At 62.6% G+C, this 26,329-nt stretch carries 21 protein-coding genes; 9 read left to right on the top strand and 12 right to left on the bottom strand.

Annotated features, from left to right (window positions below; genetic code table 11):
* Positions 1 to 40: 40 nt before the first annotated feature.
* Genes ACWNZ3_RS01305 through ACWNZ3_RS01295 form a run of 3 tightly spaced genes read left to right on the top strand, consistent with a single transcriptional unit; the run spans position 41 to position 2,489 of the window.
* On the top strand, positions 41 to 661 hold the full coding sequence (locus ACWNZ3_RS01305; protein WP_496900928.1) for an HAD-IA family hydrolase: 621 nt from the start codon (positions 41 to 43) through the stop codon (positions 659 to 661).
* A complete protein-coding gene (locus ACWNZ3_RS01300) occupies positions 658 to 1,578 on the top strand; it encodes an ornithine cyclodeaminase family protein (protein ID WP_274573324.1) in 921 nt (306 codons plus the stop codon). Before ACWNZ3_RS01305 ends, ACWNZ3_RS01300 begins: the two co-directional genes overlap by 4 nt.
* Positions 1,575 to 2,489 (top strand): alpha/beta fold hydrolase, encoded by a 915-nt coding sequence (locus ACWNZ3_RS01295; protein WP_496900927.1) that lies wholly within the window; start codon positions 1,575 to 1,577, stop codon positions 2,487 to 2,489. The genes ACWNZ3_RS01300 and ACWNZ3_RS01295 overlap by 4 nt, the downstream gene beginning before the upstream one ends.
* 39 nt (positions 2,490 to 2,528) lie before the next feature.
* On the opposite strand, the gene ACWNZ3_RS01290 is transcribed toward ACWNZ3_RS01295, so the two are convergent.
* Positions 2,529 to 3,770: an MFS transporter gene (locus ACWNZ3_RS01290; protein ID WP_269363373.1), complete on the bottom strand. Its 1,242-nt coding sequence runs from the start codon at positions 3,768 to 3,770 to the stop codon at positions 2,529 to 2,531.
* A gap of 256 nt (positions 3,771 to 4,026) precedes the next feature.
* Between ACWNZ3_RS01290 and zapE the strand changes: the two genes are divergently transcribed.
* Entirely contained in the window at positions 4,027 to 5,085 is a 1,059-nt protein-coding gene (zapE, locus tag ACWNZ3_RS01285) for a cell division protein ZapE (protein ID WP_269363371.1), read from the top strand.
* A 280-nt stretch (positions 5,086 to 5,365) separates the two neighbouring features.
* Here the strand turns inward: zapE and ACWNZ3_RS01280 are convergent, their stop codons facing one another.
* The 6 genes from ACWNZ3_RS01280 to ACWNZ3_RS01255 form a co-directional block, all read right to left on the bottom strand.
* Positions 5,366 to 5,554, bottom strand: coding sequence for a hypothetical protein (locus ACWNZ3_RS01280; protein ID WP_269363370.1), 189 nt, complete (start codon positions 5,552 to 5,554; stop codon positions 5,366 to 5,368).
* A gap of 114 nt (positions 5,555 to 5,668) precedes the next feature.
* Positions 5,669 to 6,943, bottom strand: coding sequence for a bifunctional folylpolyglutamate synthase/dihydrofolate synthase (locus ACWNZ3_RS01275; RefSeq protein ID WP_269363368.1), 1,275 nt, complete (start codon positions 6,941 to 6,943; stop codon positions 5,669 to 5,671).
* A complete protein-coding gene (accD, locus tag ACWNZ3_RS01270; RefSeq protein ID WP_496900926.1) occupies positions 6,940 to 7,917 on the bottom strand; it encodes an acetyl-CoA carboxylase, carboxyltransferase subunit beta in 978 nt (325 codons plus the stop codon). The genes ACWNZ3_RS01275 and accD overlap by 4 nt, the downstream gene beginning before the upstream one ends.
* A gap of 57 nt (positions 7,918 to 7,974) precedes the next feature.
* On the bottom strand, positions 7,975 to 8,868 hold the full coding sequence (locus tag ACWNZ3_RS01265) for a CPBP family intramembrane glutamic endopeptidase (protein ID WP_496900925.1): 894 nt from the start codon (positions 8,866 to 8,868) through the stop codon (positions 7,975 to 7,977).
* Positions 8,865 to 11,990, bottom strand: a complete 3,126-nt coding sequence (locus ACWNZ3_RS01260) for an ABC transporter transmembrane domain-containing protein (protein ID WP_496900924.1) — start codon at positions 11,988 to 11,990, stop codon at positions 8,865 to 8,867. The genes ACWNZ3_RS01265 and ACWNZ3_RS01260 overlap by 4 nt, the downstream gene beginning before the upstream one ends.
* Before the next feature lie 226 nt (positions 11,991 to 12,216).
* The gene (locus ACWNZ3_RS01255) at positions 12,217 to 12,396 is read right to left on the bottom strand and encodes a zinc-finger domain-containing protein (protein WP_114274281.1); all 180 of its coding nucleotides are present in this window, start codon (positions 12,394 to 12,396) and stop codon (positions 12,217 to 12,219) included.
* A 233-nt stretch (positions 12,397 to 12,629) separates the two neighbouring features.
* Here ACWNZ3_RS01255 and gpmI point away from each other — a divergent pair, with 233 nt between their 5' ends.
* Genes gpmI through ACWNZ3_RS01240 form a run of 3 tightly spaced genes read left to right on the top strand, consistent with a single transcriptional unit; the run spans position 12,630 to position 16,624 of the window.
* Complete coding sequence (gpmI, locus tag ACWNZ3_RS01250) at positions 12,630 to 14,147, top strand: 2,3-bisphosphoglycerate-independent phosphoglycerate mutase (protein WP_496900923.1); 1,518 nt, start codon at positions 12,630 to 12,632, stop codon at positions 14,145 to 14,147.
* On the top strand, positions 14,144 to 15,286 hold the full coding sequence (locus ACWNZ3_RS01245; protein WP_274573331.1) for a murein hydrolase activator EnvC family protein: 1,143 nt from the start codon (positions 14,144 to 14,146) through the stop codon (positions 15,284 to 15,286). The genes gpmI and ACWNZ3_RS01245 overlap by 4 nt, the downstream gene beginning before the upstream one ends.
* A 3-nt stretch (positions 15,287 to 15,289) precedes the next feature.
* Positions 15,290 to 16,624 (top strand): S41 family peptidase, encoded by a 1,335-nt coding sequence (locus tag ACWNZ3_RS01240; protein WP_274573332.1) that lies wholly within the window; start codon positions 15,290 to 15,292, stop codon positions 16,622 to 16,624.
* Between the two features lie 81 nt (positions 16,625 to 16,705).
* Here the strand turns inward: ACWNZ3_RS01240 and ACWNZ3_RS01235 are convergent, their stop codons facing one another.
* The 4 genes from ACWNZ3_RS01235 to ilvD all read right to left on the bottom strand — a co-directional run bounded on the left by ACWNZ3_RS01235 (position 16,706) and on the right by ilvD (position 20,304).
* Positions 16,706 to 17,077 (bottom strand): hypothetical protein, encoded by a 372-nt coding sequence (locus tag ACWNZ3_RS01235; RefSeq protein ID WP_496900922.1) that lies wholly within the window; start codon positions 17,075 to 17,077, stop codon positions 16,706 to 16,708.
* Positions 17,078 to 17,088: 11 nt separating this feature from the next.
* Entirely contained in the window at positions 17,089 to 17,862 is a 774-nt protein-coding gene (locus ACWNZ3_RS01230) for a DUF6478 family protein (protein ID WP_269366925.1), read from the bottom strand.
* A gap of 116 nt (positions 17,863 to 17,978) precedes the next feature.
* Positions 17,979 to 18,557 (bottom strand): hypothetical protein, encoded by a 579-nt coding sequence (locus ACWNZ3_RS01225; RefSeq protein WP_496900921.1) that lies wholly within the window; start codon positions 18,555 to 18,557, stop codon positions 17,979 to 17,981.
* Entirely contained in the window at positions 18,538 to 20,304 is a 1,767-nt protein-coding gene (gene ilvD, locus ACWNZ3_RS01220; RefSeq protein WP_114274274.1) for a dihydroxy-acid dehydratase, read from the bottom strand. The genes ACWNZ3_RS01225 and ilvD overlap by 20 nt, the downstream gene beginning before the upstream one ends.
* An 808-nt stretch (positions 20,305 to 21,112) precedes the next feature.
* Here ilvD and polA point away from each other — a divergent pair.
* Positions 21,113 to 23,911, top strand: a complete 2,799-nt coding sequence (gene polA, locus ACWNZ3_RS01215; protein WP_496900920.1) for a DNA polymerase I — start codon at positions 21,113 to 21,115, stop codon at positions 23,909 to 23,911.
* 748 nt (positions 23,912 to 24,659) lie between these two features.
* On the opposite strand, the gene ACWNZ3_RS01210 is transcribed toward polA, so the two are convergent.
* Positions 24,660 to 25,244 carry a DUF1285 domain-containing protein gene (locus tag ACWNZ3_RS01210; RefSeq protein ID WP_496900919.1) on the bottom strand — a complete coding sequence of 195 codons (585 nt, stop codon included), beginning with the start codon at positions 25,242 to 25,244 and terminating at the stop codon, positions 24,660 to 24,662.
* 69 nt (positions 25,245 to 25,313) lie between these two features.
* Here ACWNZ3_RS01210 and ACWNZ3_RS01205 point away from each other — a divergent pair, with 69 nt between their 5' ends.
* Positions 25,314 to 26,321, top strand: a complete 1,008-nt coding sequence (locus tag ACWNZ3_RS01205; RefSeq protein WP_496900918.1) for an AAA family ATPase — start codon at positions 25,314 to 25,316, stop codon at positions 26,319 to 26,321.
* Positions 26,322 to 26,329 lie beyond the last annotated feature (8 nt).

Genomic DNA, 26,329 nt, shown 5'->3' with positions numbered 1-26,329 from the left:
AAGAACGCCCGGGATTTCCAGGCAGGGGAGATAAAGACAGATGAAACCGCAGGCCGTCGTTTTCGACATTGGCAACGTGCTGATCCACTGGGATCCGCTCCCGGTCTATGACCGCCTGATCGGGGCTGAACGCCGGCAGGCGCTGTTCGCTTCCGTAGACCTTTTCGACATGAATCGCCGGGTCGATATGGGCGAACCCTTTGGCGATCTGGTGCAGGCCACCGCCAGGGCCAATCCGGACTGGTACGACGAAATCCTGCTGTGGCAAAAGCACTGGATGGACATGGCAACACCTGCCATCGACCGTTCGGTGCGGCTGATGCAGGCCTTGCAGAAGAACGGCGTGCCGGTCTTTTCGCTGACCAATTTCGGGATCGAAACCTATGATCTGGCCGCAACCCATTATCCGTTTTTCCGGTCATTCGACCGCGATTTCATTTCCGGTCATCTGAAGATGATGAAGCCGGACCCGGCCATCTTTGCCCATCTGGAAAGGGAAAGCGGCGTTGACCCGGCCGCCCTGCTGTTCACCGATGACAGCGCGGCCAATATCGCCGCCGCTGCCGCGCGGGGATGGCAGACCCATCTGTTCGAGGGTCCCGAAGGATGGGCCGGCCGCCTTGTCGCGGCAGACCTGCTGAGCGAGGAGGAAGCGCAATGACCGATGTCCCGAACATCCCCTTCGATGCGGGCGAGGCGCGGCTTGACTGGATCGGACTGACCGATGCGCTGGCCGCAGGCCATGATCTTCCCAAGGCAGAGATCGGGGATACATTCCTTTACCGGGGCAAGGATACCCTGCTCAACCGCGCCGCCTGGATCGACGGCCTGGGCATCGCGGTCAAATCAGCCACTGTCTTTCCCGGCAACCCGGCCCAGGGCCGTTCCATGGTGAACGGCGGTGTCTGCCTTTATGCGGACGACACAGGCCAGATGGCCGCGATTGTCGATTTCCATCTGGTGACCAAATGGAAGACCGCCGGAGACAGCCTGCTGGCTGCCCGCAGGCTGGCCCGCCCGGACAGCCGCAACATCCTGATCGTCGGGGCCGGGACCCAAGGCAGGGCGCTGCATGCAGCCTATTCCGCCGCCTTTCCGGATGCCGCCTTTACCGTCTGGAACAGAACCCCGGAGAACGCTCAGGCCATGGCCAGCGAATTGCCGGGACTGGCGGTTGCCGAGGATCTGGAAACCGCCGTGCGCGGCGCGGACATTGTCACCTCGGCCACCATGTCGACCCAACCCCTGATCAGGGGCGACTGGCTGCAACCGGGGCAACATATCGACCTGATCGGCGCCTACCGACCCGACATGCGCGAAACCGATGATGCGGCACTCAAGCGGGCGCGCATCTTTGTCGACAGTTTTGACACCACTATCGGCCATATCGGCGAAATCAATATCCCGCTGGAATCCGGTGCAATCACCCGCGATGATCTGATTGCGGATTATTACGACCTTGCCCGGTTTACCCGAGAGTCCCGCGATGAGATCACGCTGTTCAAGAACGGCGGCGGCGCGCATCTGGATCTGATGACCAGCCGCTATATTCTGGACCGCTGGAACGCAGGGCAGTGATCGGGGTCCTGCTGATCCTGGCGGCGATCATCGCCTTGCCGCCGTTGATCGAATGGAACCGCCACCGCATGGACGACAGCGCGCGCGGCACGGCACCGGGGCAATTCGTGCGGCTCAGCAAGGGGGTCACGCATTTCAACTGGCATGGCCCGGCGGACGGGCCGATCTGCGTCTGCGTGCACGGTCTGACCACGCCCAGTTTCGTCTGGGGCGGCCTGACCCCCGGCCTTGTCGAGCGGGGTTACAGGGTGCTGACCTATGACCTCTACGGCCGCGGTTATTCCGACCGGCCCAGGGCGCCGCAGGACCGAGCGTTCTTTCTCGACCAGCTACACGAATTGCTCGCCCATCTGGGGGTCGAGGGTGACATCACGCTAATCGGGTATTCGATGGGCGGGGCGATCAGCACGGCCTTCGCGGCGGAACATCCCGACCGGGTCAACCGGCTGGTTCTGCTGGCACCGGCGGGTATGGGGCTGGCGCGTGGCAAGCTGATGCGGTTCATCATCGACACCCCCTTGATCGGCGACTGGCTGATGCTGGCCCTGTTTCCCCGGATGCATCGCAAAGGCGTCCGGGCCGAGCGCGATCTGCCCACTGCGGTGCCGGACGTCACCCTGCTTCAGGCCAAAGAAACGGAGTATCAGGGGTTTACCCCTGCGGTGCTGGCCAGCCTGCGCGGGCTGCTGTCCAAAACACAGGAATCCGAACACGTGAAGCTGCAGTCGGCAGGCCTGCCGGTGCTGGCGATCTGGGGCGGTGCCGACAGGGTGATCCCGGCCGCCGCCATCGGGACTTTGGCGGAATGGAACAGCAAGGCGGCGCATGAGGTGCTTGAAGGGGCCGGGCACGGGCTGACCTACACCCATTCAGGCGAGATACTGGAAATCCTGCGGCGCTATGGCGTCTGACGCAAGACCTGGGTCACGTAACGCGGCCCTCCGCCCGGATCAGGCCGTCACCAGCCCTGCCAGCCGCTTCTCCCGGATCGGCAGATGTACAATGGCGCTGAAAGCCCCCACGGCCACGCCGATCCACCACACGGCTTCGTAATTGCCATAGGCGTCATACATGCGCCCGCCCAGCCAGACGCCCATGAAGCTGCCCAACTGGTGGCTGAAGAAAACAATGCCATAGAGCGTGCCCATGTAGCGCAGCCCGTAGATATGCGCGACAAGGCCCGAGGTCAGCGGCACCGTCGCCAGCCAGAGCGCGCCCATTCCGACAGAGAACAGGATCACCGTAACCGGCGTGATCGGAAACATGATGAACATCGCCGCGATCACCGTGCGGCCCACGTAGATGCCCGCCAGCAGGTACTTCTTGGAATAGCGCTTGCCCGCCCAGCCCGCGGCCAGTGTCCCCGCGATATTCGCCAGGCCGATCAGCGAAATCGCCACGGCGCCCAGTGCCGATGTGGTCGTGATCCCGATGTTATGCAGCACCCCGCCCGCCAGAATCGGCCCGCACATCTCGGTCACGAAGGCCGGAAAATGCGCGGTGATGAAGGCCAGCTGATATCCGCAGGAAAAGAACCCCAGGAAGATCAGCGTATAGGATGGATCACGGAAGGCCTTGACCAGGATCTGGCCCATGCTTTCCTCAAGCTCCGCCTTGCTGGCCATCGCGGGCGCGCGCATCAGTGGCAGCGTCAGGATCATCGCCAGAATGACCGCCGCGAAGACGAGGAAGGTGCTCTGCCAGCTCAGAAACGTCAGCAGCCATTCGGCTGTCGGCGCGCCGAACACCTGACCCGCCGATCCCGCCGCAGTGACAATCGCCAGCGACATGGAGCGGTTTTCATCGGAAGCCGACCGGCCCACAACCGCCAGGATCACGCCGAACCCGGTTCCCGCGATGCCGAAACCCACCAACCAGGCATAGGCCTGATGCTCCAGCGGGGTCCCGGAATTGGCCGACAGGATCAGCCCCAGGGCATAGACAACCGCCCCGATGATGATGGCCCGCCGGTCGCCGATCTTTTCGGCGACAGCGCCGAATATCGGCTGCCCGACACCCCAGGCAAGGTTCTGGATCGCGATGGCGAGCGAGAACTCCGTGCGCAGCCAGCCGAATTCTTCTGCAATCGGGATCTGGAAAACACCGAAAGACGCGCGCACCGCAAAGCTGACCATGATGATGAAGCACCCGACCAAGAGAACGGGTGTGAAAATGGATGTCCGTTCTTGCATGTCAGATCCGCCATTTGAATTTGTCTCAAAAGTACCGAAACCAATTGTCGCGTCAAATGATCAAATGTGTTGATACACCCACATTTCCTGACCTATCGCGTCCCGCCTTTGACCTGAGACAGATTACATCGGCAATGTCCCGAGAGCGCGTAGTGCAGCAGGGTATTGGCGATGCAGGTCTAAGGCGGGGCGCTTTATGCGCCCGGCGCAGGCGCCGCTGCTTTCCATCGCCGGCGCGGGCCTGTAAGAAATCCCCATGCCGACACTGCAAGAAACCTATGATGACCTGATTGCCCAGGGAAAGCTGACAGCGGACCCGGCGCAACAGGCCGTTTTGCCGGAATTCGACCGCATCCGCAGCGCCCTGTTGCACCCGGTCAAGAAGGGTCTGTTCCGCAAGGCACCCGAACCCCCCAGGGGGCTTTACCTCTGGGGCGGGGTGGGGCGTGGCAAATCCATGCTGATGGACATGTTTGTTGATCATATGGGCGACATTCCGTCGCGACGGGTCCATTTCCATGCCTTCATGCAGGAAATCCACAGCGCCATGCACGAAGCCCGCAAGACCGGCGTGGACGATGCCATTGCCCCGGTCGCGGCCGAAGTGGCCGAATCCGTCCGCTTGCTGGCCTTTGACGAAATGCAGATCACCGACATCACCGATGCGATGATCGTGGGCCGCCTGTTCCAGGCGCTTTTTGCCGCCGGTGTCGTGGTGGTGACCACGTCGAACCGGGTGCCGGACGACCTGTACAAGGATGGGCTGAACCGGAATCTGTTCATGCCCTTCATCGATCTGATCAAGGATCGCATGGTGGTGCATGAACTGGCCAGCCCCAGGGATTACCGGCAGGACCGGCTGGCGGGCAGTCAGGTATATTTCACACCGGTGAACGCCGAAAGCCGCGCGACCATGGATGCGGTCTGGAACGATCTGGCAGGCGGACCGGGCGCGCCCCTGATCCTCAAGGTCAAGGGCCGCGAGGTCGAGATACCGGCCTTTCGCAACGGTATGGCGCGGGCCGGGTTTCACGGGCTATGCGGCAAACCGCTGGGTGCGGCTGATTACCTCGCGCTGGCCGATGCCGTGCGGGTTCTTCTGCTGGACGACATCCCGCAACTGGGCCGCAGCAACTTCAACGAGGCGAAACGTTTCGTCACCCTGATCGACGCCCTGTACGAGGCGCGCGTCAGGCTGATCTGCTCTGCCGCTGCCGTGCCGGAAATGCTCTACCTCGAAGGCGAAGGTACCTTTGAATTCGAACGCACCGCATCACGGTTGCGCGAAATGCAGGCCGAAGGCTGGGGCAGTTAGGCGCTGGACCGGGATCCTGGGCTCTGGACCCATTAATTCTATATGCTCAGCGGCGATTTCGCGAAATTTCAAAGGTTTGGGGCGTGCAGCCAATAGTGGTTCTATTTGCAAGCGACCCAAGACGTTGAAATGAAGCGAAATTGCCGCCCTCCGGGTTTGACGGATTTTCCCGCAGCCTGCGGCGCATCTGCTTGAAATAGAACCACTATTCTTGCGCAGATGCTTCTGGTCTGCGAAAAAATCTGTCAAACTGAGCAAATAGAATTAATGGGTCCAGAGCCTAGCTGTCGGTGGACAGATAGATCTCTTCCTGTCCGCCGGTGACGTCCGGATGATAAGGCGCGGTGCTTTGATACAGAAACCAAAGACCGCCCAGGATGATGCCGATGCCAACCATGATAAAGATCGCCTGAGACAGGCCACGGTCGTCGCTCTGCTTTTCGGAGATGGTGTTCGATTGATGTGCCATGGTGCTGCTCCGGTGTCGTCCTCAATATGTTCTTGTGGTCAAACCACGTGTGAATTGAGGTACATCATACCACATCTGGCCCCCAGAGGAGCATCTGCAACGAAATATCGCCCGTTAGCTGTTTTCGCGCAACACCACACCGGCAAGGTAAAGCGACCCGCAGATCAGCACCCGTGCATGGGGGTCCTGCGCCACGATATCAGCAAGCGCATGTGCCACATCGGGTGATTCCACGGCCTCCAGCCCTGCCGCCCGCGCGGCCTTCGCGGTTTCCGAAGCGGGCAGTGTCGCGGCTTCACCGGGGATGGAAACCGCATGCAGCGACCGCGCATGTGCTGCCAGCGGGCGCAGGTAACCGCCGATATCCTTGGTGTTCAGCATGCCGCAGATCAGGTGGGTGGGGCGGTCGGGCGCCTCGGCAAGCAATGCCGCGATAGCCTCGCCCGCCGCCGGGTTGTGGCCCCCGTCCAGCCACAGATCGGCCGCGCCCGCAAGATCGACCAGCGGCCCGGTTCTGAGCCGCTGCATCCGTGCGGGCCAGTAGGCACCGGTCACCGCAGCCTCGCAGGCCTCGTTGCTCACGCCCAGATGCCGCAGAGCGGCCAGCGCCGCCCCGGCGTTCATCACCTGATGCGCACCGGGCAGATTGGGCAGGGGCAGGTCCAGCAGACCGCGCTCATCCTGATAGACCATGCGCCCGGCTTCCTGGCCTATATGCCATTGCTGTCCATATGCCAGCACCGGCGCGCCCAGCCGCGCCGCCCGTGCCTCGATCACCTCAAGGCCCGCTTCCTCCTGCGGTCCCACGATGCAAGGCACGCCCCGCTTGATGATCCCCGCCTTTTCGCCCGCGATTTCGGCCAGTGTTTCACCAAGGTATTGCTGATGGTCCACCGACACCGGGGTGATGATGCTCAGCGCGGGTTTTTCCACCACATTGGTCGCGTCCAGTCGTCCGCCCAGACCGACTTCCAACAGCGTGTAGTCCGCAGGCGTGCGGGCAAATGCCAGCAGCGCCGCCGCGGTCGTGATCTCGAAATAGGTGATGTTGCCGCCGCCGTTGGCGGCGTAGCATTCATCCAGCACCTCGGTCAGCGCATCCTCGGCGATCAACTCGCCAGACAGCCGGATGCGTTCGTGAAACCGCGCCAGATGGGGAGATGTATAGGCATGCACATCTTTGCCCGCCGCCTCAAGGCCTGCGCGAATCATGGCCTGGGTCGACCCCTTGCCATTGGTGCCGGCAATATGGATCACCGGTGGCAGATCGTTTTGCGGATTGCCCAGTGCTTCCAGCAGCCGCCACATCCGGTCGAGCGTCAGGTCGATGATCTTGGGGTGCAGCGCCATCATCCGCGCAAGGATGGCGTCCGATGTCGGGGCTGTCATTTCTTCTCGGCTTTTGGGGCGTCCTTCTTGGACGTGTCCGCGGGCTTGGCTTCCGCGCCTGTCAGCGCATGCGCCAGTTCCCCGCCCTCCTCTTCGGGCGCGGGCAGATCGCCGCGCACGGCAGGTGGCAGGCCCAGCAGCATCCGGGTGATGCCGATCAGCTCCTCGCGCAGCTCGGTCCTGGGTGTCACCCGGTCCAGCATGCCGTGATCCAGCAGGTATTCCGCACGCTGGAAGCCGTCAGGCAGCTTTTCACGGATGGTCTGTTCGATCACCCGTGGCCCGGCAAAGCAGATCAATGCGTTGGGTTCCGCAATCTGAACGTCGCCCAGCATGGCATAGCTGGCCGTCACCCCACCGGTGGTCGGATGGGTCAGCACGACGATATAGGGCAGACCGGCCTCTTTCAGCATCTGCACCGCCACCGTGGTGCGCGGCATCTGCATCAGGCTCAGGATGCCTTCCTGCATCCGCGCACCGCCCGCAGCGGAAAACAGGATCAGCGGGCGCTTCAGCTTCACCGCTTCCTGCGCGGCAGCAATGATCGCATTGCCCACATACATGCCCATCGACCCGGCCATGAAGGAAAAATCCTGACAGGCCGCGACAATAGGCGTGCGGCCGATTTCACCGGTGCCCACCAGCATCGCCTCGGCTTCGCCGGTCTCGCGCTGTGCCGCCTTCAGACGGTCGGGATAGCGTTTCTGATCCCGGAACTGCAGCGGGTCGGCAGGCGGCACGGGCACCTTGATGTCGGTATAAATGCCACCGTCGAACAACGCGCGAAAGCGGTCACGCGGGGAAATCGGCATATGGTGGCCGCAGTTGGTACAGACGTTCAGGTTATCCGATACCTCGCGGTGAAACAGCATGGTGCCGCAGTCATCGCATTTCGTCCACAGATTGTCCGGCGTTTCACGACGCGAAAAGATCGAATTGATCCGCGGACGGACATAGTTCGTGATCCAGTTCATATCAGGCCCCTGACGACTTGTTTGCCCCCAGATAAGCCCCGAGTGCGACAAATGCAATCAACGGCGGATCGCGACCCGGGCTGCCAGCCAGAACACGAGCATCATCGCGAAATCCACGGGCAGCCAGTCTGCAAGCATCTCGGTGTCCTGCATGCCGAAGGGCGTGAGGTAGAGCGCAAGGCCCGACAGACTGTCGGGCAGGGAGACGATCAGGATCGCCGACACGTTGTTGCAAAAGTGCAGCGCGATTGCAGGCCCGAGTGACCCCGACCGCGCGGTCAGATCCGCCATGAGCACCCCGAAAACACCTGCCCAAAGCGCGATGGCAAAGGCGTTTTCACCAGCTGAATCAGGCAGATAATGGCCCAGTGCAAACAACGCCGAAGGCGCGATCATCCAGACAAGCGGAGAGCGGAACCGCGCCGCCAGTTGCTGCTGGACATAGCCGCGAAAGAAGATCTCTTCCGCGCTGACCTGCACGAAAACACCCAACAGAGACAAGGGCAGCAACACCAGCCATTGCCCGAAAGGCATGTTGGACACGAAAGGGCCGCCCATGTCCCAGGGCGGCAGCAGGGCGATCGCCAGGCTGAGACCCGCCAGCATCAGCGTGACCGCGCGAAAATCCTTCCATGCCAGGGGCATAGGTCCGATCAGGCTGCGAACCGGACGCCGATGCAGCACACGCACAACAAGGGCCACACTCAACACCATACAGGCAAAGCTGGACAGCAGCAGGAACATCGCCAGGGGCGTCTCCCCGGTAACCAGATTGTTGTAGAGCGCGTTGCTCCGGTTTCCGGCAATCTGGTAAACCGCGCCGAAAAAGAGCCGGTTCAAGGCGAAATAGGCCGCAATCGCGATGACCACACCCACCGCGAAACGCCACAGTTCCGACTTTTCCCGCGCCGGGGCGACAAAGGACCCCAGACCGGAATAATTTCCGGTCAAGGTTCTTGCCCCTGTTCGGGTTCCTCCGGAATGGCGGGCGGGAGCGGCGGCCCGAAATCCCGTGGCACTTCCAGCCCGGCCGCGCGCATCCGTTCGGCCGCGCCGGTCAGATGGCCGGCAACCGTGCGCAACTGGGTCAGCAGCAAGGTCTTGTCGCTTTCCAGAACAGAGCGGAACTGCTCTGCCCCGATGCGCAGGAACAGGCAGGGCTCGGTCGCAATCAGGTTCATCTGCCGGGGTTCGTCCAGAATGATCGAAAGATCGCCCATCAACCGACCCGGCCCCACGTCGGCGACATGGTGCGTGTCCCCGTTCTTTCCGGCCCAGACGATTTCCGCATTGCCTGACAGGCACAGATAAGCGGCATCAGCCCGCTCGCCGGTGGAAAAGATGACCTGCCCCGCCTCCGCGCTGTACCATTGCGCGGCAAAGGCCAGCAAACGCTGCTGGCGCGGTTCAAGCGTGCTGAACAGGCTGTTGCTTGCGATGATGCGCAGTTTCCGGCGCAGGTCGTCCGATGCGCCTTCGTCCATGTCGCTGTCTTCGGCCTCGGAGGCTCCGTCCAGACGACCATTGCGGATTTCGATATGCACGTCATAGGCCTCCACATCCGCGAACTTGTCATTCAGGAAAATCTGCGTGGTATGGGGCAGCAGGTCGCTCAGGCGGTTGCTGATCTGCTTCTGGGTCTGGGCATCGGCTCCGGCAAGGACCTGATTGAACACCAGCACATCCGGCTGTTTGATCACCGCCCGGCCAAAGGCCGCCCGCTCCTGAAACAGCACCGGCAGATTGGCCCCGCCGATATCGGTCGGAACGTCAAAGAGGTTGGCCGAGACCATCTGCATGAGGTTATGTGCCGCCATTACCTCGACCACCGCGTCACGGACCAGATCGGCCTGCAACCCTGCCATGGCTGAAAAACGACCGTAGATCAGGTTCTCCAGTATGGTCAGCCGCGGCAGGTAATTTTCGGGCGCAATCTCGACAAACAGATCTTTCGCCTTTTCGCGCAGCTTGGGCCCGCGCGATTTGCGGATCGACAGGATTTCCCGTTTAAAGCTTTCGGGAAAACCGGGGCCGATCTGTTCGGCGGTAAAGGCGAAAGGCACCGTCAGCAGCAGCGCGAATTCCTGCTCGGTGAGTGCTGCATCGCCCTTGTCCCGGCGGCGCTGCGCGATGTCGACCAGTTGCTCATACAAGGTATCCTCAATCCCCAGCGCGGTGAACAGCGGATGATGATGATCCGTGCCGTCGCGGCCAAAGGTATCGTGCAGCGTCTCAATCAGGGTCTGGGAAATGGCGATGCCCTGCTCCGCCAGGCCCTGTTCGATGATCATGCCAAGGAAACCGCCCTCTTCGACCAGCCCTTTCTGGGTGATCGCCCGGCGCGGCGCGGCAAACATCAGGTTGCCGCCCAGGGGCACCGCCGGGTTGAAAGCCTCGGGATCGAAACGATACACGGCCTTGTCCAGCTTGTCGGCCTTCAGCCGCTGGTGCACCTCATCGCGCAGCGCCACGATCCGGCGTGCCAGTTCCGGATGTTTGTCCGGGTCCATGCGGGAATCCAGCATGTTGTGGAAAATCAGATCGGCGGTGCCCACCGCCGATGTGATCTTGTACCAGAAATCGAAGATCTGCTCCCTGGTTTCCAGATCCGCGATCGACGGGTCGAGCCATTCTGCCTTGGTGCTGTCCGGGCTGTTGCCGGATCGGCGCGCCTCGATCGTGGTCCGGTCGCTCATCTTGGGGTCCCACAGAACGGTCGACGGATGCGTCATCAGGGGCATCAGCAGGTTGTCCCCCACGGTTCCCTGGAAAATATAGGGCTGCGAACCCGCATAGCCGATTCGCGCCGCGATCACCGCCTGGTGCAGACCTGCCAGATCGTATCCGGCGATATGGACATGCCCCCGTGACGGGATCACCTCTCGGGTCAGCACATCTGCCAGCGCAGTCCGCTCCGACTGGCTCGGGACTTCGATGGCAACACAACTGCCCGCGGGGATGGTAAAGCTCAGGTCCTGCAGGATGTTTGTGCCGTCCTCGTCCCGCACCGTCACCCTGTCAAACGCGATATCGCCGCGCAGATGCGGAATCTCTTCCGGGCTGCCCTCAAAAAGCGCTTCGTCGATCATCCTTGGCGGGTTGAAGCGTTCTATTACCACGTCCCAGCGCACCGACATGTCCTGGGTCTGGTTGTAGTAGGTCAACAGCTCCTTCCAGGGGCTCGAAAGGTCCTTGTAGGCGGCCAGCGCCGCAACCAGCGCACCCACGGTAATCTGCCCCTGAATCGCCAGATAGCCCCCCACCGCGTAAAAGAAGAACGGCGTCAGCTGGGTGATGAAGTTGTTCAGGAACTTCATGAAGAATTTCTTCTGGTAGATGCGGAACCGCACGTCGAACAGCAGACCCAGCCGGTCGGTAAAGGCCGCCAGCCGGTAGCGCCAGCCACCGTTGCTGCGCAGATCCGCGATGCCCGCAGCGGTTTCTCCGATCTCGGCCGAGAACTGGCGCACTTCCTTGATCCGGACCTTGTTCAGCTCGTTGATCTGCCGCTGCAGCATCGGGATGATCCAGGCCTGGAGCGGGATCAGGGCAACCCCGGCGAGACCGAACCAGAAGCTTTGCAGGAACAGGAAAATCACGATGATCAGCATCTGACCCGCCTGGAACATCGGCTGGGCGATAAAATCGCCCATCAGGCCCCCCATCGGCTCCGCCTCCGAGGTGACCATGCTGACCAGCTCCCCCTGCGAGGTCTTGCGGAAATAACTGCGCGGAAACCGCATCATCCGGCTGATCAACTGATAGCGAAACCGCCGCAACAGGCGTTCCGACAGGACCCCTTTCAGAGTGTTCAGCCGCATTTTCAGCAAGCCGTGCACGATGACGGCGATCAGATAGGTAAAGCACAGGGCCAGCAGGAACTGCACTTGGGTAATCTCGAAACCAAATACCGAAACCCTGTCACTCTCTGCGCCGATGGCATCGTTGATGATCCGCTTGGGCAGTTCCAGCGTGGCGTAGAGAAACGGAAAGGTGAACAGCGTGAAGGCCAGCAGGTAAAGCTGGTCACGCCGCGAGTATTTCCAGATAAAGGAAAAAATGCTGGGTTCCATGCACCGGACTTTCGCTGGGGACCCATCGTACTGACGGGGTCGCTGCAACTTATGCGCGGGGCCGGCCCATTACAACATCACCGGCAGCACTTGCCGTGTTCCGTGGCACAAGATTGTCCCGATGCCGGCGCTTTGCGCGCCAGGCCGGTCATTTGTTCAACCCGCGCGAAATGCTCTCATCAGCAGGACAATCCGCCGTGCGGCACCCCCATCCGGGGCAATGCCCTCAGAGCTTGCCTTCGAAATCGCTGTGGATGAACTTGCAGTCGCAATAGCCGCATTCGACCCAACCGCTGTCACGCGGGATCTGCAGCCAGACACGCGGATGGCCCAGCCCCCCTTCGCCGCCATCACAGGCAATGCGATAGGTATTCACGATCCGGGTTTCGGGCGCAGGCTGGCTCATGGAGGAGGTCCTTGGCTAAAGGTCGGTTGCAGGTCCCGTTATGCCCAAACTGCGGGTCATGGACAAGACCCGCAACCCGCCTCCTGTCAGTCAGCCTGGCCCTCCGCGCTGACAGATGCGCAAGTTGCCCCGCTCCGAATGTCGCGCATCAGCCAATCGTGACAGGAAAGTGGTTCACGGCGGGCGCGACAGCAGCTAAAAGGCCATCAAAACAAAAGATGGAGCAGCCCCAGATGAGCATCCCGAAACCCGTGGTTCTGTGTATCCTTGACGGTTGGGGTGTACGCGAAGACCGGACCGGTAACGCCCCTGCACTGGCCAGAACCCCGACCTTCGACCGCATCATGGCAACCTGCCCGCAAGCCACGCTGGTCACCCACGGGCCGGACGTCGGCCTGCCCAGCGGCCAGATGGGCAATTCCGAGGTGGGCCATACCAACATCGGCGCGGGCCGGGTGGTGGCGATGGACCTGGGGCAGATCGACCTGGCCATCGAACAGGGCGATTTTGCGAAGAACCCGCCGCTGCTGGATTTCATCAGCGCCATGCAGGACAGCAAGGGCACGGCCCATGTGATGGGCGTCGTCTCGGACGGGGGGGTGCATGGGCATCTCAACCATATGATCGCGGCAATCGGGGCGCTTACTGCGGCCGGGGTGCCTGTGGTGGTCCATGCGCTGACGGACGGGCGCGATGTCGCCCCACGATCCGCGCTGGAATATTTCGAGACCCTGACAGCCGCCCTGCCCGCGGGCGCGCGGATCGCTACGGTCACCGGGCGGTATTACGCGATGGACCGTGACAACCGCTGGGACCGTGTGAAAACCGCCTTCGACGCGATCACCCGGGGCAAAGGCCAGCAGGCGGACAGCCCGCGCGCGGCGGTGCAGACGGCCTATGACAACGGAACCGATGACGAATTCATCCCCGCCACGATCATCGGCGACTATGCCGGTGCCGCGGATGGCGACGGATTCTTTTGCCTGAATTTCCGCGCCGACCGCGCGCGCGAGATCATGGCGGCGCTGGCCGACCCGGCTTTTGACGCCTTTGACACAGCCGGACGGCCTGGCTGGGCGGCCTGCATGGGCATGGCGAAATACTCAGACGCACATGCGGGTTACATGACCACCATGTACCACAAGCCCGACCTGCCCAACACGCTGGGCGCCTGGGTGGCACAGCACGGCAAGCGTCAGTTCCGGCTGGCTGAGACAGAGAAATATCCCCATGTGACCTTTTTCCTGAACGGTGGCGAGGAAGTGCCATCGGAGGGCGAGGACCGCCACATGCCGAAATCCCCCAATGTCGCGACCTATGACCTGCAGCCGGAGATGTCGGCGGGCGAGGTGACGGATACCTTCGTGAAGGCCATCAAGGATGGCTATGACCTGATCGTGGTGAATTATGCCAACCCTGATATGGTCGGCCATACCGGCGATCTGGACGCGGCGATTGCCGCCTGCGAGGCGGTGGATTCCGGTCTGGCCCGGGTGATGCAGGCGCTGGAGGCGGCTGGCGGCGCGATGATCCTGACAGCGGATCACGGCAATTGCGAAACCATGATCGACCCCGACACCGGCGGCGCGCATACGGCACATACGCTGAACCCGGTGCCAGTGGCCGTGGTTGGTGCAGCGCCGGATGCGCATCTGGCCAGCGGACGCCTGGCCGATCTCGCGCCCACGGTGCTCCATCTGATGGGCCTGCCCCAGCCCGCCGAGATGACGGGGAAAAACCTGCTGTCATGATCCGCCTCCTCGCCCTTGTTCTGCTGGTCTGGCCGATCTGTGCTGCCGCTGAAACCGCGGCGACCACCCAGGCGCGCGCGGCAGCGGCAGAGCTGGAGACGGCAGCAGAAATGCTGGACAAGGCCGAAGGGGCGCGGGACCGGGTGATGGCGCTGACCGAAACCATTCAGGCCTTTGAAAAAGGTCTCGGCGCCATGCGCGACGGGCTGCGGCAGGCCGCCATCAACGAGGCGCAACTGTCGAAAAAGCTGCAATCGCGCGACGGCGAGGTGGCGCAATTGTTCGGTGTCCTGCAAAGCATTGGCGGCAACCCCTCGCCCACCGCGTTTCTGCACCCCGATGGCCCGGTGGGCACCGCGCGCGCGGGCATGTTGCTGGCGGAACTGACACCGGCCCTGAACCGGCAGGCAGACGCCCTGCGCCGCGATCTGGAAGATGTGCAGACCCTGCGCCTGCTGCAGGTCGATGCCGCCGAGCGGTTGCAGGCCGGTCTGACCCAGGTGCAGGCGGCGCGCACCGCGCTGAACCAGGCGATGGCAAACCGGACCGAACTGCCGACCCGTTTCACCGCCGACCCGGTGCGCACCGCGATCCTGATCGCATCCACCGAAACGCTGGATGGTTTCGCCTCCGGCCTGGCAGAGATCATCACGGACGAGGTGGAACCGGCCCCGGTCACCTTGCAGGGCCGGATCGGCGAATTGCCCCTGCCGGTCCAGGGTCTGGTCCTGCGCCGTGCCGGTCAGGCCGATGCGGCAGGCGTCAAGCGCCCCGGCATCATCATGGCGACCCGCGCGCGGGCCATCGTGACCAGCCCTGCTGCCGCCACCATCAGATACACCGGGCCGTTGCTGGACTTTGGCAATGTGGTGATTCTGGAACCCGAAGCGCGCACATTGTTTGTTCTGGCGGGGCTGGACGTGGTCTATGGCGAGGCGGGTCAGGTAATCGCAGGCGGCACACCGATTGGGCTGATGGGTGAAAAAGACGCAAGGCAGGCGGCAGAAAGCGGCACGTCATTGTCACCTGATCGTGAAGGCACTGGCACTGACCGCACAGAAACGCTCTATATAGAAGTAAGAAGAGACAACATTCCACAGGACCCAGAAGCCTGGTTCCGGACCGAGAAGGATGAATAGGCAATGAAGAGATTTTTGATGGCCGCTTTGGGCGGTACGGCCGCAGGCGTGATCGCCACCACCCAGATCGCGGCCCCGCTTCTCGCGCAAGAGGCCGCCAAGACCGAAAATGTCTATGAGCAACTGGATCTGTTCGGCGATATCTTCGAACGTATCCGCGCCCAATATGTCGAGGAAGTGGACAGCAGCGACCTGATCGAAGCCGCGATCAACGGGATGCTGACCTCGCTTGACCCGCATTCCAGCTATCTGTCCCCCAAGGACGCGCTGAAGATGCGCGAACAGACACGCGGCGAATTCGGCGGTCTGGGCATCGAAGTCACCCAGGAAGACGGTTTTGTCAAAGTGGTCTCTCCCATCGACGGGACACCGGCGGACGAGGCGGGCGTGGAGGCCGGTGATTTCATCACCCATGTGAACGGCGAAAGCCTGCTGGGCCTTGCGCTGGACGATGCGGTCGAACTGATGCGCGGGCCGGTCGGATCCGAAATCGTGATCACCGTGGTACGCGAAGGCGAACAGGAGCCCTTCGACGTGTCGATCATCCGCGACACCATCGAGCTGACCGTTGTCCGCTCGCGGATCGAGGGGGATACCGTTGTCCTGCGCCTGTCCACCTTCAACGAACAGACCTACCCCAAGATGAAGGAAGCCATCGACGAGCAGGTTGAAAAGGCCGGCGGCATCGAAAAGGTAAACGGCTTTGTCATCGACCTGCGGAACAATCCGGGCGGGCTGCTGAACCAGGCGATTGCCGTGTCGGATGCTTTCCTTGAGGAAGGCGAGATTGTCAGCACAAGGGGCCGCGATCCGGCAGATGGTGACCGTGTCAACGCGACACCAGGCGACCTGAGCATGGGCAAGCCGCTGGTTGTGCTGATCAACGGCGGCTCTGCCTCGGCCTCGGAAATCGTTGCGGGCGCCTTGCAGGATCACCGCCGGGCGGTTGTCATCGGCACCAAGAGCTTTGGCAAAGGGTCCGTGCAGACGGTCATGCCGCTGCGCGGGGACGGCGCGATGCGCCTGACGACAGCGCGGTATTACACACCGTCGGGCCGGTCCATCCAGGCGCTGGGCGTATCGCCCGACATCATCGTCGCCCAGCCCCCGGCGCGCCCCGAAACCGAGGAAGAGGAAACACCGCGCCGCCTGTTGCGGTCCGAAGCGGACCTGCGCGGCAGCCTGAACAACGACAGCCTGACCGAGGACCAGATCAAACAGATCGAGGAAGACCGGGCCAAGGCCGAAAAGGCCGCCGAACTGCGCGAGGAAGATTACCAGCTCGCCTATGCCATCGACATCCTCAAGGGCCTCTCGGCGCTGGGTCCCAACGACTGAGCCCCTTCTGATCCCGAAAATGCGAAAGGCCCGCCAGAGATGGCGGGCCTTTTCATGTCCGGTGCCGGGTCTCGCCCGGAGTCAGGCGGTTTCAACGCAGTGACGCCGGAACGCCCGTTTCAGCATGTCCAGCTCTGCCCGCAGCAGATCCATTTCAGCCCGAATGTCGTCGCCCAGGATTTCACCGGCCATCACCGTGATATGACCCAGCTCCGTTTGGGTTGCGGCGTCCTGGATCAACAGGGTCTGCACCCCGTCCGCTATCGCCTCTGGCGGGATGGTGACGGACAGCAGCCAATGGTCCGCCTTCTCGTTGTGCACCAGTTCCACCCCTTCGACAGGTTGATTCTGATGGGTGACCTTGATCTTCGGCATGTCATCGCCCGCACCGGTGATCACCCCCTGCCAGACCCCTTGCTTCATCTTCGTCTTGGTCAGTTCCAACGTGGACATCGCTATCCTCCTTACAAATGGGCGCGGGGGCGGCGCGAGAAGGTGAGGTCACGCAGGATCACCTGGTTCATCTGCGGCCCTTCAAAGATGACGTCGATCCAGGCCCGGTCCACCCGCTTTTCATTCAGGTTGGAATAGGCCAGGTCGAATTCGACGCGGTGGTTTTCCTCGTCCAGCGGCAATTCGCGGACGATCTGTTCCGTGTTCGGCCCGTGGCGGATGTTGAGCCGCGCAAAGATCTCCAGCGGTTTCTCAAGCTCCACGATGGCATCCATGCGCAGCAGGTGGGTTCGCTTCAGGCCAGTCACCCCCGCCTCCGGCAGGTCGATGACCAGCGACAGGAAGGAACCATCGAATTTGAAAACATCCAGCCGCAACCCATAGGGAGCCAGGTCCTCTTCGCGCAGGTTGCGCAGCTGGCGCAGGGTCAGTTCGGAATATTCGCAATCGTGAAACAGCGTCACCTCGTTGCCCAGCAGGCTCTTGGTCTGTACGGAACTGATCCCGGGGGTGGGCAACGGCCCGCGCCAGAGTTCGGGCCGCCACGCCCAGTCCGCGTTATGCGGTTTGGGAAAGCTGGTAGAACCGATCATGGGCAGGGCCAGCCGCTCATCAGCGGTGTGGATCAGCTTGTCGAGGTGGGATTTGAGCATCCTTGCCCGGTTCCGCTGACGGCGCAGCAGTGGCAGTTCGGCCGTATCGGCCAGGCGCGCAGCGCGCGCCCAGCGCCGGATATTGCGCGAGAACACTTTCCCATCCAGAAAACTGAAGCCGAGTTTGGACATCTGCAAGAAGCCTTTTGTTTTCCGTATCCTATCCAGACCGGAGGTTTCATTCAAATGAATAGGCCAGGGTCGGGGATGGATAAAGTCGACTGTTGCCGATTGGGAAACAATCCCGCTCAGTTCACGCTGCGTGTCCGGTTGAGCATCGCTTCGATGATGCTGCGGCCCTCTTCTTGCACTTCCGCATCGCCCCTGGGCCCGTAAAGCGCCACGCCCATGAACTGTCCGTTCACCAGGGCGGTCGCGCGCCAGTGCCTGCCGTCCAGCTCGTCGGTGGGGGCCGGCCCGTTGGCCCGAAAGATCTGGGTATTTTCGTCACCCGTGGGGGCGGAAACCTCGGTCAGGCCCAATGCCGCACCGGTGACATTCGGATCGGGCAGGGTCGTGCCGGGGGCCACCTTGGACAGGCTGACCGTCATCACGCCCAGCGGAGCCGCCGCAGCGGCGGCAGGTGCGCCCAGCCGGTCGCACCGCGCCATCAGGGCAAAACGCTGCTTCAGGCTCGCGCTGTCGATGCAGAACCCGGAAGGCGCCACAAGCGTGACAGCCCCGCCGGCCATATCCGCCCGCGACAGGGGTTTGGGTTCCGATCCCAGGGCACCTGCGAAAAAACTGACCCCCTGTCCGCCTTCGCAGGCAGTCAGGGCAATCAGTGAAATCGCGGCCAGTGGTGCCTTAAAGATCCATGTAATCATGGGTTTCCGCCTTGGCACCCGGATGGGTGACGGCGCCCAGATAGGTCGGCCCGACCAGTTGCGCATATTTCCACAGCGCGCCAGAGGCATAGTTCGTGGGCCGCGCGCCTTTCCATTCGGATTTGCGCTTGGCCAGCTCCTCGTCGGTCAGATCGACGGTGATCGACCCCTCGATGGCATTGAGCGTGATCATATCGCCGTTCTTCAGCAATGCGATCGGCCCGCCGTGCGCCGCCTCCGGTCCGACGTGGCCCACGCAGAACCCGCGTGTCGCGCCGGAAAAACGGCCATCGGTGATCAAGGCAACCTTCTTGCCCATGCCCTGACCGGAAAGCGCCGCCGTGGTCGCCAGCATTTCACGCATGCCCGGACCGCCCGCAGGGCCCTCGTTGCGGATCACAAAGACGTCGCCTTCGGAATAGGAACGGTTCTGCACCGCCTCGAATGCATCCTGTTCGCATTCGAACACCAGTGCGGGGCCGGTAAAGACGATATCGTCTTCGCTCATCCCGGCGATCTTCACGATGGCACCCTCGGGCGCGAGGTTGCCCTTCAGGCCCACGACGCCGCCGGTCTTGCTGATCGGGTTGGCAACGGAATGGATCACCTTGCCGTCCGCCTCACGCGTGACCTGGTCCAGCACTTCGCCCATGGAATAGCCGGTGGCGGTCATGCAATCGAGGTGGATCAACCCGGCCTTGCGCAGCTCGTTCATCACGACCGGCACGCCGCCCGCCTCGTAAAGATCCTTGGCGACATATGCCCCGCCCGGCTTCATGTCGACGAAATAGGGGGTGTCGCGGAAAATATCGCAGACATCTTCAAGGAAAAAGTCGATGCCCGCCTCATGGGCCATCGCCGGCAGGTGCAGACCCGCGTTGGTGGACCCGCCGGTGCAGGCGACGATCCGCGCCGCGTTCTCGAACGCCTCACGGGTACAGATGTCACGGGCGCGGATGTTCTTTTCGATCAGGTGCATCACCGCAGCGCCCGATGCCTTGCCATATTCATCGCGGGATTCGTAAGGCGCGGGCATGCCGGAAGAATTGGGCAGCGCAAGGCCGATCGCCTCCGACACGCAGGCCATGGTGTTGGCGGTGAACTGCCCGCCGCAGGCCCCGGCAGAGGGGCAGGCAACCCGTTCAAGGATCTCAAGCTCGGCCTCGGTCATGGTGCCGTTCTGGAAATTGCCAACCGCCTCGAACATGTCCTGCACGGTCAGGTCCCGGTCCGCAAAGCTCTGCGGGACATCAGCGCCGCGCGGGGCCTTGCCCGGCAGGATCGACCCGCCATAAAGGAACACCGAAGGCACGTTCAGCCGGATCATCGCCATCATCATCCCGGGCAGGGATTTGTCGCAGCCCGCCAGACCCACGATGGCGTCATAGCAATGGCCGCGCATGGTCAGTTCCACGGTGTCGGCAATGGCCTCGCGGCTGGCCAGAGAGGACCGCATCCCCTCGTGCCCCATCGCGATACCGTCGGTCACGGTGATGGTGGTGAATTCGCGTGGCGTGCCCTGCTCGGCCTTGACGCCCAGCTTGACCGCCTGCGCCTGCCGGTTCAGCGCGATGTTGCAGGGTGCGGCTTCGTTCCAGCAGGTGGCAACGCCGACCAGCGGCTGGTGAATCTCTTCGTCTGTCATGCCCATCGCATAGTAGTAGGACCGGTGCGGCGCGCGCGCGGGCCCTTCGGTCACATGGCGGCTGGGCAGTTTGGATTTGTCAAAGCGCTGGTTGCTGGACATCTGATGGCTCCCTCAAAGACATTGTGAACCGGAATAGTCGGGCAAGGACAGCGCTGCAAGTATCGAACGTCAGGCAGATTGCACGCAGATGCCCGGCACCTGCCCCGAAATCAACGGCCAGCCCCCTTGCGCACAGGGCGCAGCAGGCCGCCGGGAAGCACCGCTTCGGCCCGTTCATGTCAGCGGCCAGGAAAAACCGGCTTTTGCGTCACATCCCTGACCCGGCGCGCGGCGCTACGTCCGAAGGATGGGCAGGGGCGAAGCGGGCGTTCGTGAAAAATGCAGTGAAGGACGGGAAGAGACCAAAGTAACATGAGGCGTCAGTCGGGTATCGCCCGACCTGGAGGGCGTTCCAGACCTATATGCGATGGGAAACGTTTCAGCCCGCAGACCAGATCATGGCTTGGCTGACGGGGCAAAATCGCCCTCCGGGGGGAGGTCGGGCGATGCCCGGCTGACGCCGGGCGGAGGCGCTTGGGGGGTATGCACCGCGCCAATGGCACGGCAGCAAAGTCCCGCAAAAGCAGCCCCTCGCGCAGCCCGCGTCGAAGGGCCGGTTTGGGCCAGAATTGCCTGGCATCCGGGTCAGTTTTGCTTGCCACGGATCGCTGACTGAATTCAGAAAATCCGTAGCCCCGAACAGCTTTGGCACTGCTGCGCCCCTTTCAGCGCCCTCCACATTTTTCCGCCGTGACCCGGCAAGGGACATGCCGCCGCACTTGCTCTCTCCACCCCTGCGTCAGATACCCACTGGCCGCAGCCCGCCGCGCGCGGTAGTAACGCCATGCGCAAGAAGGGGAGCACATCCATGTCCGGCACATTTGGCAAAGGCCACCACCTCCATCTGATCGACGGCTCGGCCTTCATCTTTCGCGCCTATCACGCGCTGCCACCGCTGACGCGCAAATCCGACGGGCTGCCCATCGGCGCGGTCTCGGGTTTTTGCAACATGATCTTCAAGATGGTCGAGGACAACACGGGCCCCGACGCACCGACCCATGTCGCCGTCATCTTTGACAAGGGCAGCCACACCTTCCGCAACGACATGTATGACCTCTACAAGGCGAACCGCGAGGCGATGCCCGAAGACCTGCGCCCCCAGATCCCCCTGACCCGCAGGGCGACAGAGGCCTTCAACATCGCCTGCAAGGAGCTGGAAGGATACGAGGCCGACGACATCATCGCGACCCTTGCCGTGCAGGCCCGCAAGGCCGGCGGGCGTTGCACCATCATCAGTTCCGACAAGGATCTGATGCAGCTTGTCGGGGAAGGCGTCGAAATGCTGGACGCGATGAAGAACAACCGCATCGACCGTGAGGGCGTGTTCGAGAAATTCGGCGTCTACCCCGACCGCGTGGTGGATGTGCAGGCGCTGGCAGGTGACAGCGTCGACAACGTGCCCGGCGCCCCCGGCATCGGGATCAAGACGGCAGCCCTGCTGATCAATGAATACGGCGATCTGGATGCCCTGCTGGAACGCGCGGAAGAGATCAAGCAACCCAAGCGCCGCCAGACCCTGATCGACCACGCCGACCAGATCCGGCTCAGCCGCAAGCTGGTCCAGCTGGACGAGAACACACCGCTGGATTTCACCCTCGACGACCTCGAAGTCCGCGAACCGGACGCGGAAACCCTGATCGGCTTTCTGGCCGAAATGGAATTCCGCACCCTGACCAAACGCGTGGCCGAGAAAATGGGCGCGGAAATGCCCGCCATCGAAGACACCCCCACCCTGCCCGACACACCGCAGATGGATGACATCCCCTTTGACGCCGACAAATACGAACAGGTCGGCGATGCGGAAGCGCTGCAAAGGTGGATCGACGCGATCTACGAGGCCGGCCATGTGGCCATCGACACCGAAACCACCGGGCTGAACGAAATGACCGCCGAGCTTGTCGGCATCTCTCTGGCGGTCGAGCCCGGCAAGGCCTGCTACATCCCGCTGATCCACAAGGCGAACCGGGGCAATGACCTCTTCGGCTCCGACGACCTGGCAGAGGGGCAGATGGCCCTGGACACTTGCCTCGACATGCTCAAACCCGTGCTGGAGGACCCGAGCATCCTCAAGATCGGGCAGAACATGAAATACGACACCAAGATCTTTGCCCAGATCGGCATCACCGTGGCCCCGATAGACGACACCATGCTGATGTCCTACGCCCAGCACGCGGGCCTGCACGGACATGGCATGGACACCCTGTCGGAACGCTACCTGAACCACACGCCGATCCCGATCAAACCGCTGCTCGGCTCCGGCAAATCCGCCGTGACCTTCGACAAGGTTCCGCTGGAGGACGCGGTAAAATACGCCGCCGAAGACGCCGACATCACCCTGCGCCTGTGGCAACTGTTGAAACCACAACTGCACGCCGCGCAGGTGACTAAGGTCTATGAAACCCTCGAACGCCCCCTGGTCCCGGTCCTTGCTTCCATGGAACGCTCCGGCATCAAGGTCGACCGCGACACGCTCTCGCGCATGTCCAACGCCTTTGCCCAGAAAATGGCCGGGCTGGAGGATGAAATCTACGAACTCGCCGGCCGCAAGTTCAACGTCGGCTCCCCCGCGCAGGTGGGCGAAGTGCTGTTCGAGGACATGGGCCTGGAGGGCGGCAAGAAAGGCGCTAACGGCAAATATTCCACCGGCGCCGACATCCTCGAAGACCTGGCCACCGAACACGACTTCCCCCGCCGCATCCTCGACTGGCGGCAATTGTCGAAACTGAAATCCACCTATACCGACGCCCTGCAGGACCACATCAATCCCGACACCGGCCGCGTCCATACCTCCTATTCCATTGCCGGGGCCTCCACCGGGCGGCTGGCCTCCACCGATCCGAACCTGCAGAACATCCCGATCCGCTCCGAAGAGGGCCGCCGCATCCGCGAGGCCTTTGTCGCCGAAGAGGGCAAGACGCTGGTCGCCCTCGACTATTCACAGATCGAACTGCGCATCCTGGCCCATTTCGCCGATATTCCCGAACTCAAACAGGCCTTTGCCGAGGGCATCGACATCCACGCGCTCACCGCGTCGGAAATGTTCAACGTGCCGCTGGAGGAGATGACCCCCGACATCCGCCGCCAGGCCAAGGCGATCAACTTCGGGGTGATCTACGGCATCTCCGGCTTCGGCCTCGCCCGCAACCTGCGCATCCCGCGGGCCGAGGCGCAGGGCTTCATCGACCGCTATTTCGAGCGCTTCCCCGGCATCCGCACCTATATGGACGACACCAAGGCCTTTGCCAAAGAGCACGGCTATGTCCAGACCCTGTTCGGCCGCAAGATCCACACGCCGGAGATCGCCAGCAAAGGCCCCCGCGCGGGCTTTGCCGCCCGCGCCGCGATCAACGCGCCGATCCAGGGCACCGCCGCCGACGTCATCCGCCGCGCCATGATCCGCATGCCCGGGGCCATCGCCGATCTGCCCGCAACGATGCTGCTGCAGGTCCATGACGAATTGCTGTTCGAGGTGGACAAGGGGGCCGAAGACACCCTGATCACCACCGCCCGGGAGGTCATGGAAAACGCCAACGACCCGGTGGTGAAACTGGACGTGAAACTGACAGTGGACGCCGGGCAGGGCAGCAACTGGGCGGAGGCGCATTAGGGGGTGTCGGCCTCGTGAGGATGGTGAGTTAGGCATTTGAGCAGGCGTCCCTGCTTGGCGCAACGCATGACAGGTCGCAGGGCTTGTCAGATGTTTGTACTTACCGGAGCATCTGACAGCGCGCTGACACGAAGGGCGGGATGCGGAAGTTTGCTGTGATTTGCATTGAAGTCTGATATGGGGACTTTGTTGCCGTCGGCGCGGTGCCTACCCGCAAATGCCTCGCCCGGCGCGAGCCGGGCATCGCCCGACCTCCCCCAGGAGGGCGATTTTGCACGCTCTGCCAAGCCATAACCCTGTCTGCGGGTTGCGACGCTACACACCTCACATTTGTTTGGAACGCCCTCCAGGTCGGGCGATACCCGGCTTGCGCCTCACGACACGTTGGCCGTGTTCCGGCCATTTGCTACGCAAGGGACATATGCCCGCTCCGGGCCGAAAACATCGGGCCACGCATGATCAGACACCGCCACGTCCCGCTTCTTGCGGATAACGGTCATCCGTGCAAACCCAAAAAAACACCCCTTCCCCACCCTTTTCACTCCCCCCATTAACCGCCGCTTAACGCAACACCCCCGTCCGCTGCGTTTACAGGTCTCCGCAACACCCGTCCGTGCATCCTCTGGTACACAGCATGTCTACTGCCAGCACACAGGTTGTGCGCCGTTTCCTCCTTCAAAACAAAGCTGTTAACCTTGCCCAGCCCCATCACGCGCAGGGTGGCGATACCGCCGCTGTTCCGGCGGGGTCACGCGCCCTGCGGCAACGCGTCCGAGGGGATCATGCCGAAGAAGCTGCCGCCCGACCACAGGCCGAACCAGCCCTCGTGATGCTCCCCGATCTCGACCATGCGGTAAAAGCTCTTGCGGTCGATCAGCGCCTCCAGGTTGCGGCGGATCAGGATATAGGGGGCGGGCTCCCCTGTGTCATCATCCCGCGCCACCCGGATCGGGTGATCCGCGCCCGCGACGGCGCTGTCCTCCACATTGGTGACAAAGCGCAGGCTCTGGTCGCGCCCCTGCCCCTCCACCTCGAAATCCACCGCGATGAAGGGCGCATCCTCGACCGTGATGCCCACTTTCTCCACCGGCGTGACCAGGAAGTAATCCTCCCCCTCCCGCCACAGAATCGATGCAAAAAGTTTGACCAGTCCGGGCCGCGCAATCGGCGTTCCTTCGTAAAACCAGGTCCCGTCCCGCCGGATCTGCATGTCGATGTCCCCGCTGAACGGCGGGTTCCATTTTTCCAGCGGCGGCAATCCGCGTGATTTTGCGGCGTTTACAGAGGCTGCGAGGCTTTCCGCCGAGGGGGTAACGCTTTTTTGTCCACTCATTGCTTTTGCCATTCCCGGTTTGAGAGATACAGTACAACCAACGGATATAACCCAAGGGACGCGTTTGTCATGAGTGATGCAGAAGACATGGTCGCCGAGATCGAGACGCTGGGCGTCAAGCTGGCCGAAGCGAAGCAGTCGATCACCCGTCGTTTCATCGGGCAGGAGCGGGTTGTCGAACTGACGCTCACCGCGCTTTTGTGCGGCGGCCACGGGCTGTTGATCGGCCTGCCGGGTCTGGGCAAGACACGTCTGGTGGAAACCCTCAGCACGGTGATGGGCCTTGATGGCAACCGGGTTCAGTTCACCCCCGACCTGATGCCCGCCGACATCCTTGGTTCCGAGGTGCTGGACACCGCCGAGGACGGCTCGCGCCGGTTCCGCTTCATCGAGGGGCCGGTGTTCTGCCAGTTGCTGATGGCGGACGAGATCAACCGCGCCAGCCCGCGTACCCAGTCTGCCCTGCTGCAGGCGATGCAGGAAAAGACCGTGACAGTCGCGGGGCAAAGCCGTGCGCTGGGTGTGCCGTTCCACGTTCTGGCCACCCAGAACCCGATCGAGCAGGAAGGCACCTATCCCCTGCCAGAGGCGCAGCTGGACCGTTTTCTTGTCCAGATCGACGTGGCCTATCCGGACCGCGATACGGAACGCGATATCCTGCTGGCTACCACCGGCGAGACGGAAGAGCAGTCCAACCAGGTCTTTACCACGGGCGAGCTTCTGGCGGCGCAACGTCTGCTGCGGCGCATGCCTGTCGGGGAATCGGTGGTCGAGATGATCCTCGATCTGGTCCGCGCCTTCCGCCCGGAAGAGGAAGGTGCCAGCGCCCGTGTGCGCGAATCCGTTGCCTGGGGCCCCGGCCCGCGCGCGGCGCAATCGCTGATGCTGGCGGTGCGGGCGCGCGCCTTGTTGCAAGGGCGTCTGGCTCCCTCCGCCGAAGATGTGATCGACATGGCGCGCCCGGTGCTGAGCCACCGGATGGCGTTGAACTTTGCCGCGCGGGCGCGGGGGGACAGCCTTCAGGGCCTGATCGAGGAAACAGCCGCCAGCCTTTCCGGGACCAAGGCGGCGGCGTGACCGACCCC

The organism is Sulfitobacter sp. IGS-18 (assembly GCF_059628195.1).
This window is presented reverse-complemented; position numbering and strand designations above follow the sequence as displayed.

Coding starts and splice junctions, on each gene's coding strand:
- ACWNZ3_RS01305 (WP_496900928.1), top strand. CDS start 41: ATGAAACCGCAGGCCGTCGTTTTCGACATTGGCAACGTGCTGATCCAC.
- ACWNZ3_RS01300 (WP_274573324.1), top strand. CDS start 658: ATGACCGATGTCCCGAACATCCCCTTCGATGCGGGCGAGGCGCGGCTT.
- ACWNZ3_RS01290 (WP_269363373.1), bottom strand. CDS start 3,770: ATGCAAGAACGGACATCCATTTTCACACCCGTTCTCTTGGTCGGGTGC.
- zapE (WP_269363371.1), top strand. CDS start 4,027: ATGCCGACACTGCAAGAAACCTATGATGACCTGATTGCCCAGGGAAAG.
- ACWNZ3_RS01280 (WP_269363370.1), bottom strand. CDS start 5,554: ATGGCACATCAATCGAACACCATCTCCGAAAAGCAGAGCGACGACCGT.
- ACWNZ3_RS01275 (WP_269363368.1), bottom strand. CDS start 6,943: ATGACAGCCCCGACATCGGACGCCATCCTTGCGCGGATGATGGCGCTG.
- accD (WP_496900926.1), bottom strand. CDS start 7,917: ATGAACTGGATCACGAACTATGTCCGTCCGCGGATCAATTCGATCTTT.
- ACWNZ3_RS01260 (WP_496900924.1), bottom strand. CDS start 11,990: ATGGAACCCAGCATTTTTTCCTTTATCTGGAAATACTCGCGGCGTGAC.
- ACWNZ3_RS01255 (WP_114274281.1), bottom strand. CDS start 12,396: ATGAGCCAGCCTGCGCCCGAAACCCGGATCGTGAATACCTATCGCATT.
- gpmI (WP_496900923.1), top strand. CDS start 12,630: ATGAGCATCCCGAAACCCGTGGTTCTGTGTATCCTTGACGGTTGGGGT.
- ACWNZ3_RS01245 (WP_274573331.1), top strand. CDS start 14,144: ATGATCCGCCTCCTCGCCCTTGTTCTGCTGGTCTGGCCGATCTGTGCT.
- ACWNZ3_RS01240 (WP_274573332.1), top strand. CDS start 15,290: ATGAAGAGATTTTTGATGGCCGCTTTGGGCGGTACGGCCGCAGGCGTG.
- ACWNZ3_RS01235 (WP_496900922.1), bottom strand. CDS start 17,077: ATGTCCACGTTGGAACTGACCAAGACGAAGATGAAGCAAGGGGTCTGG.
- ACWNZ3_RS01230 (WP_269366925.1), bottom strand. CDS start 17,862: ATGTCCAAACTCGGCTTCAGTTTTCTGGATGGGAAAGTGTTCTCGCGC.
- ACWNZ3_RS01225 (WP_496900921.1), bottom strand. CDS start 18,557: ATGATTACATGGATCTTTAAGGCACCACTGGCCGCGATTTCACTGATT.
- ilvD (WP_114274274.1), bottom strand. CDS start 20,304: ATGTCCAGCAACCAGCGCTTTGACAAATCCAAACTGCCCAGCCGCCAT.
- polA (WP_496900920.1), top strand. CDS start 21,113: ATGTCCGGCACATTTGGCAAAGGCCACCACCTCCATCTGATCGACGGC.
- ACWNZ3_RS01210 (WP_496900919.1), bottom strand. CDS start 25,244: ATGAGTGGACAAAAAAGCGTTACCCCCTCGGCGGAAAGCCTCGCAGCC.
- ACWNZ3_RS01205 (WP_496900918.1), top strand. CDS start 25,314: ATGAGTGATGCAGAAGACATGGTCGCCGAGATCGAGACGCTGGGCGTC.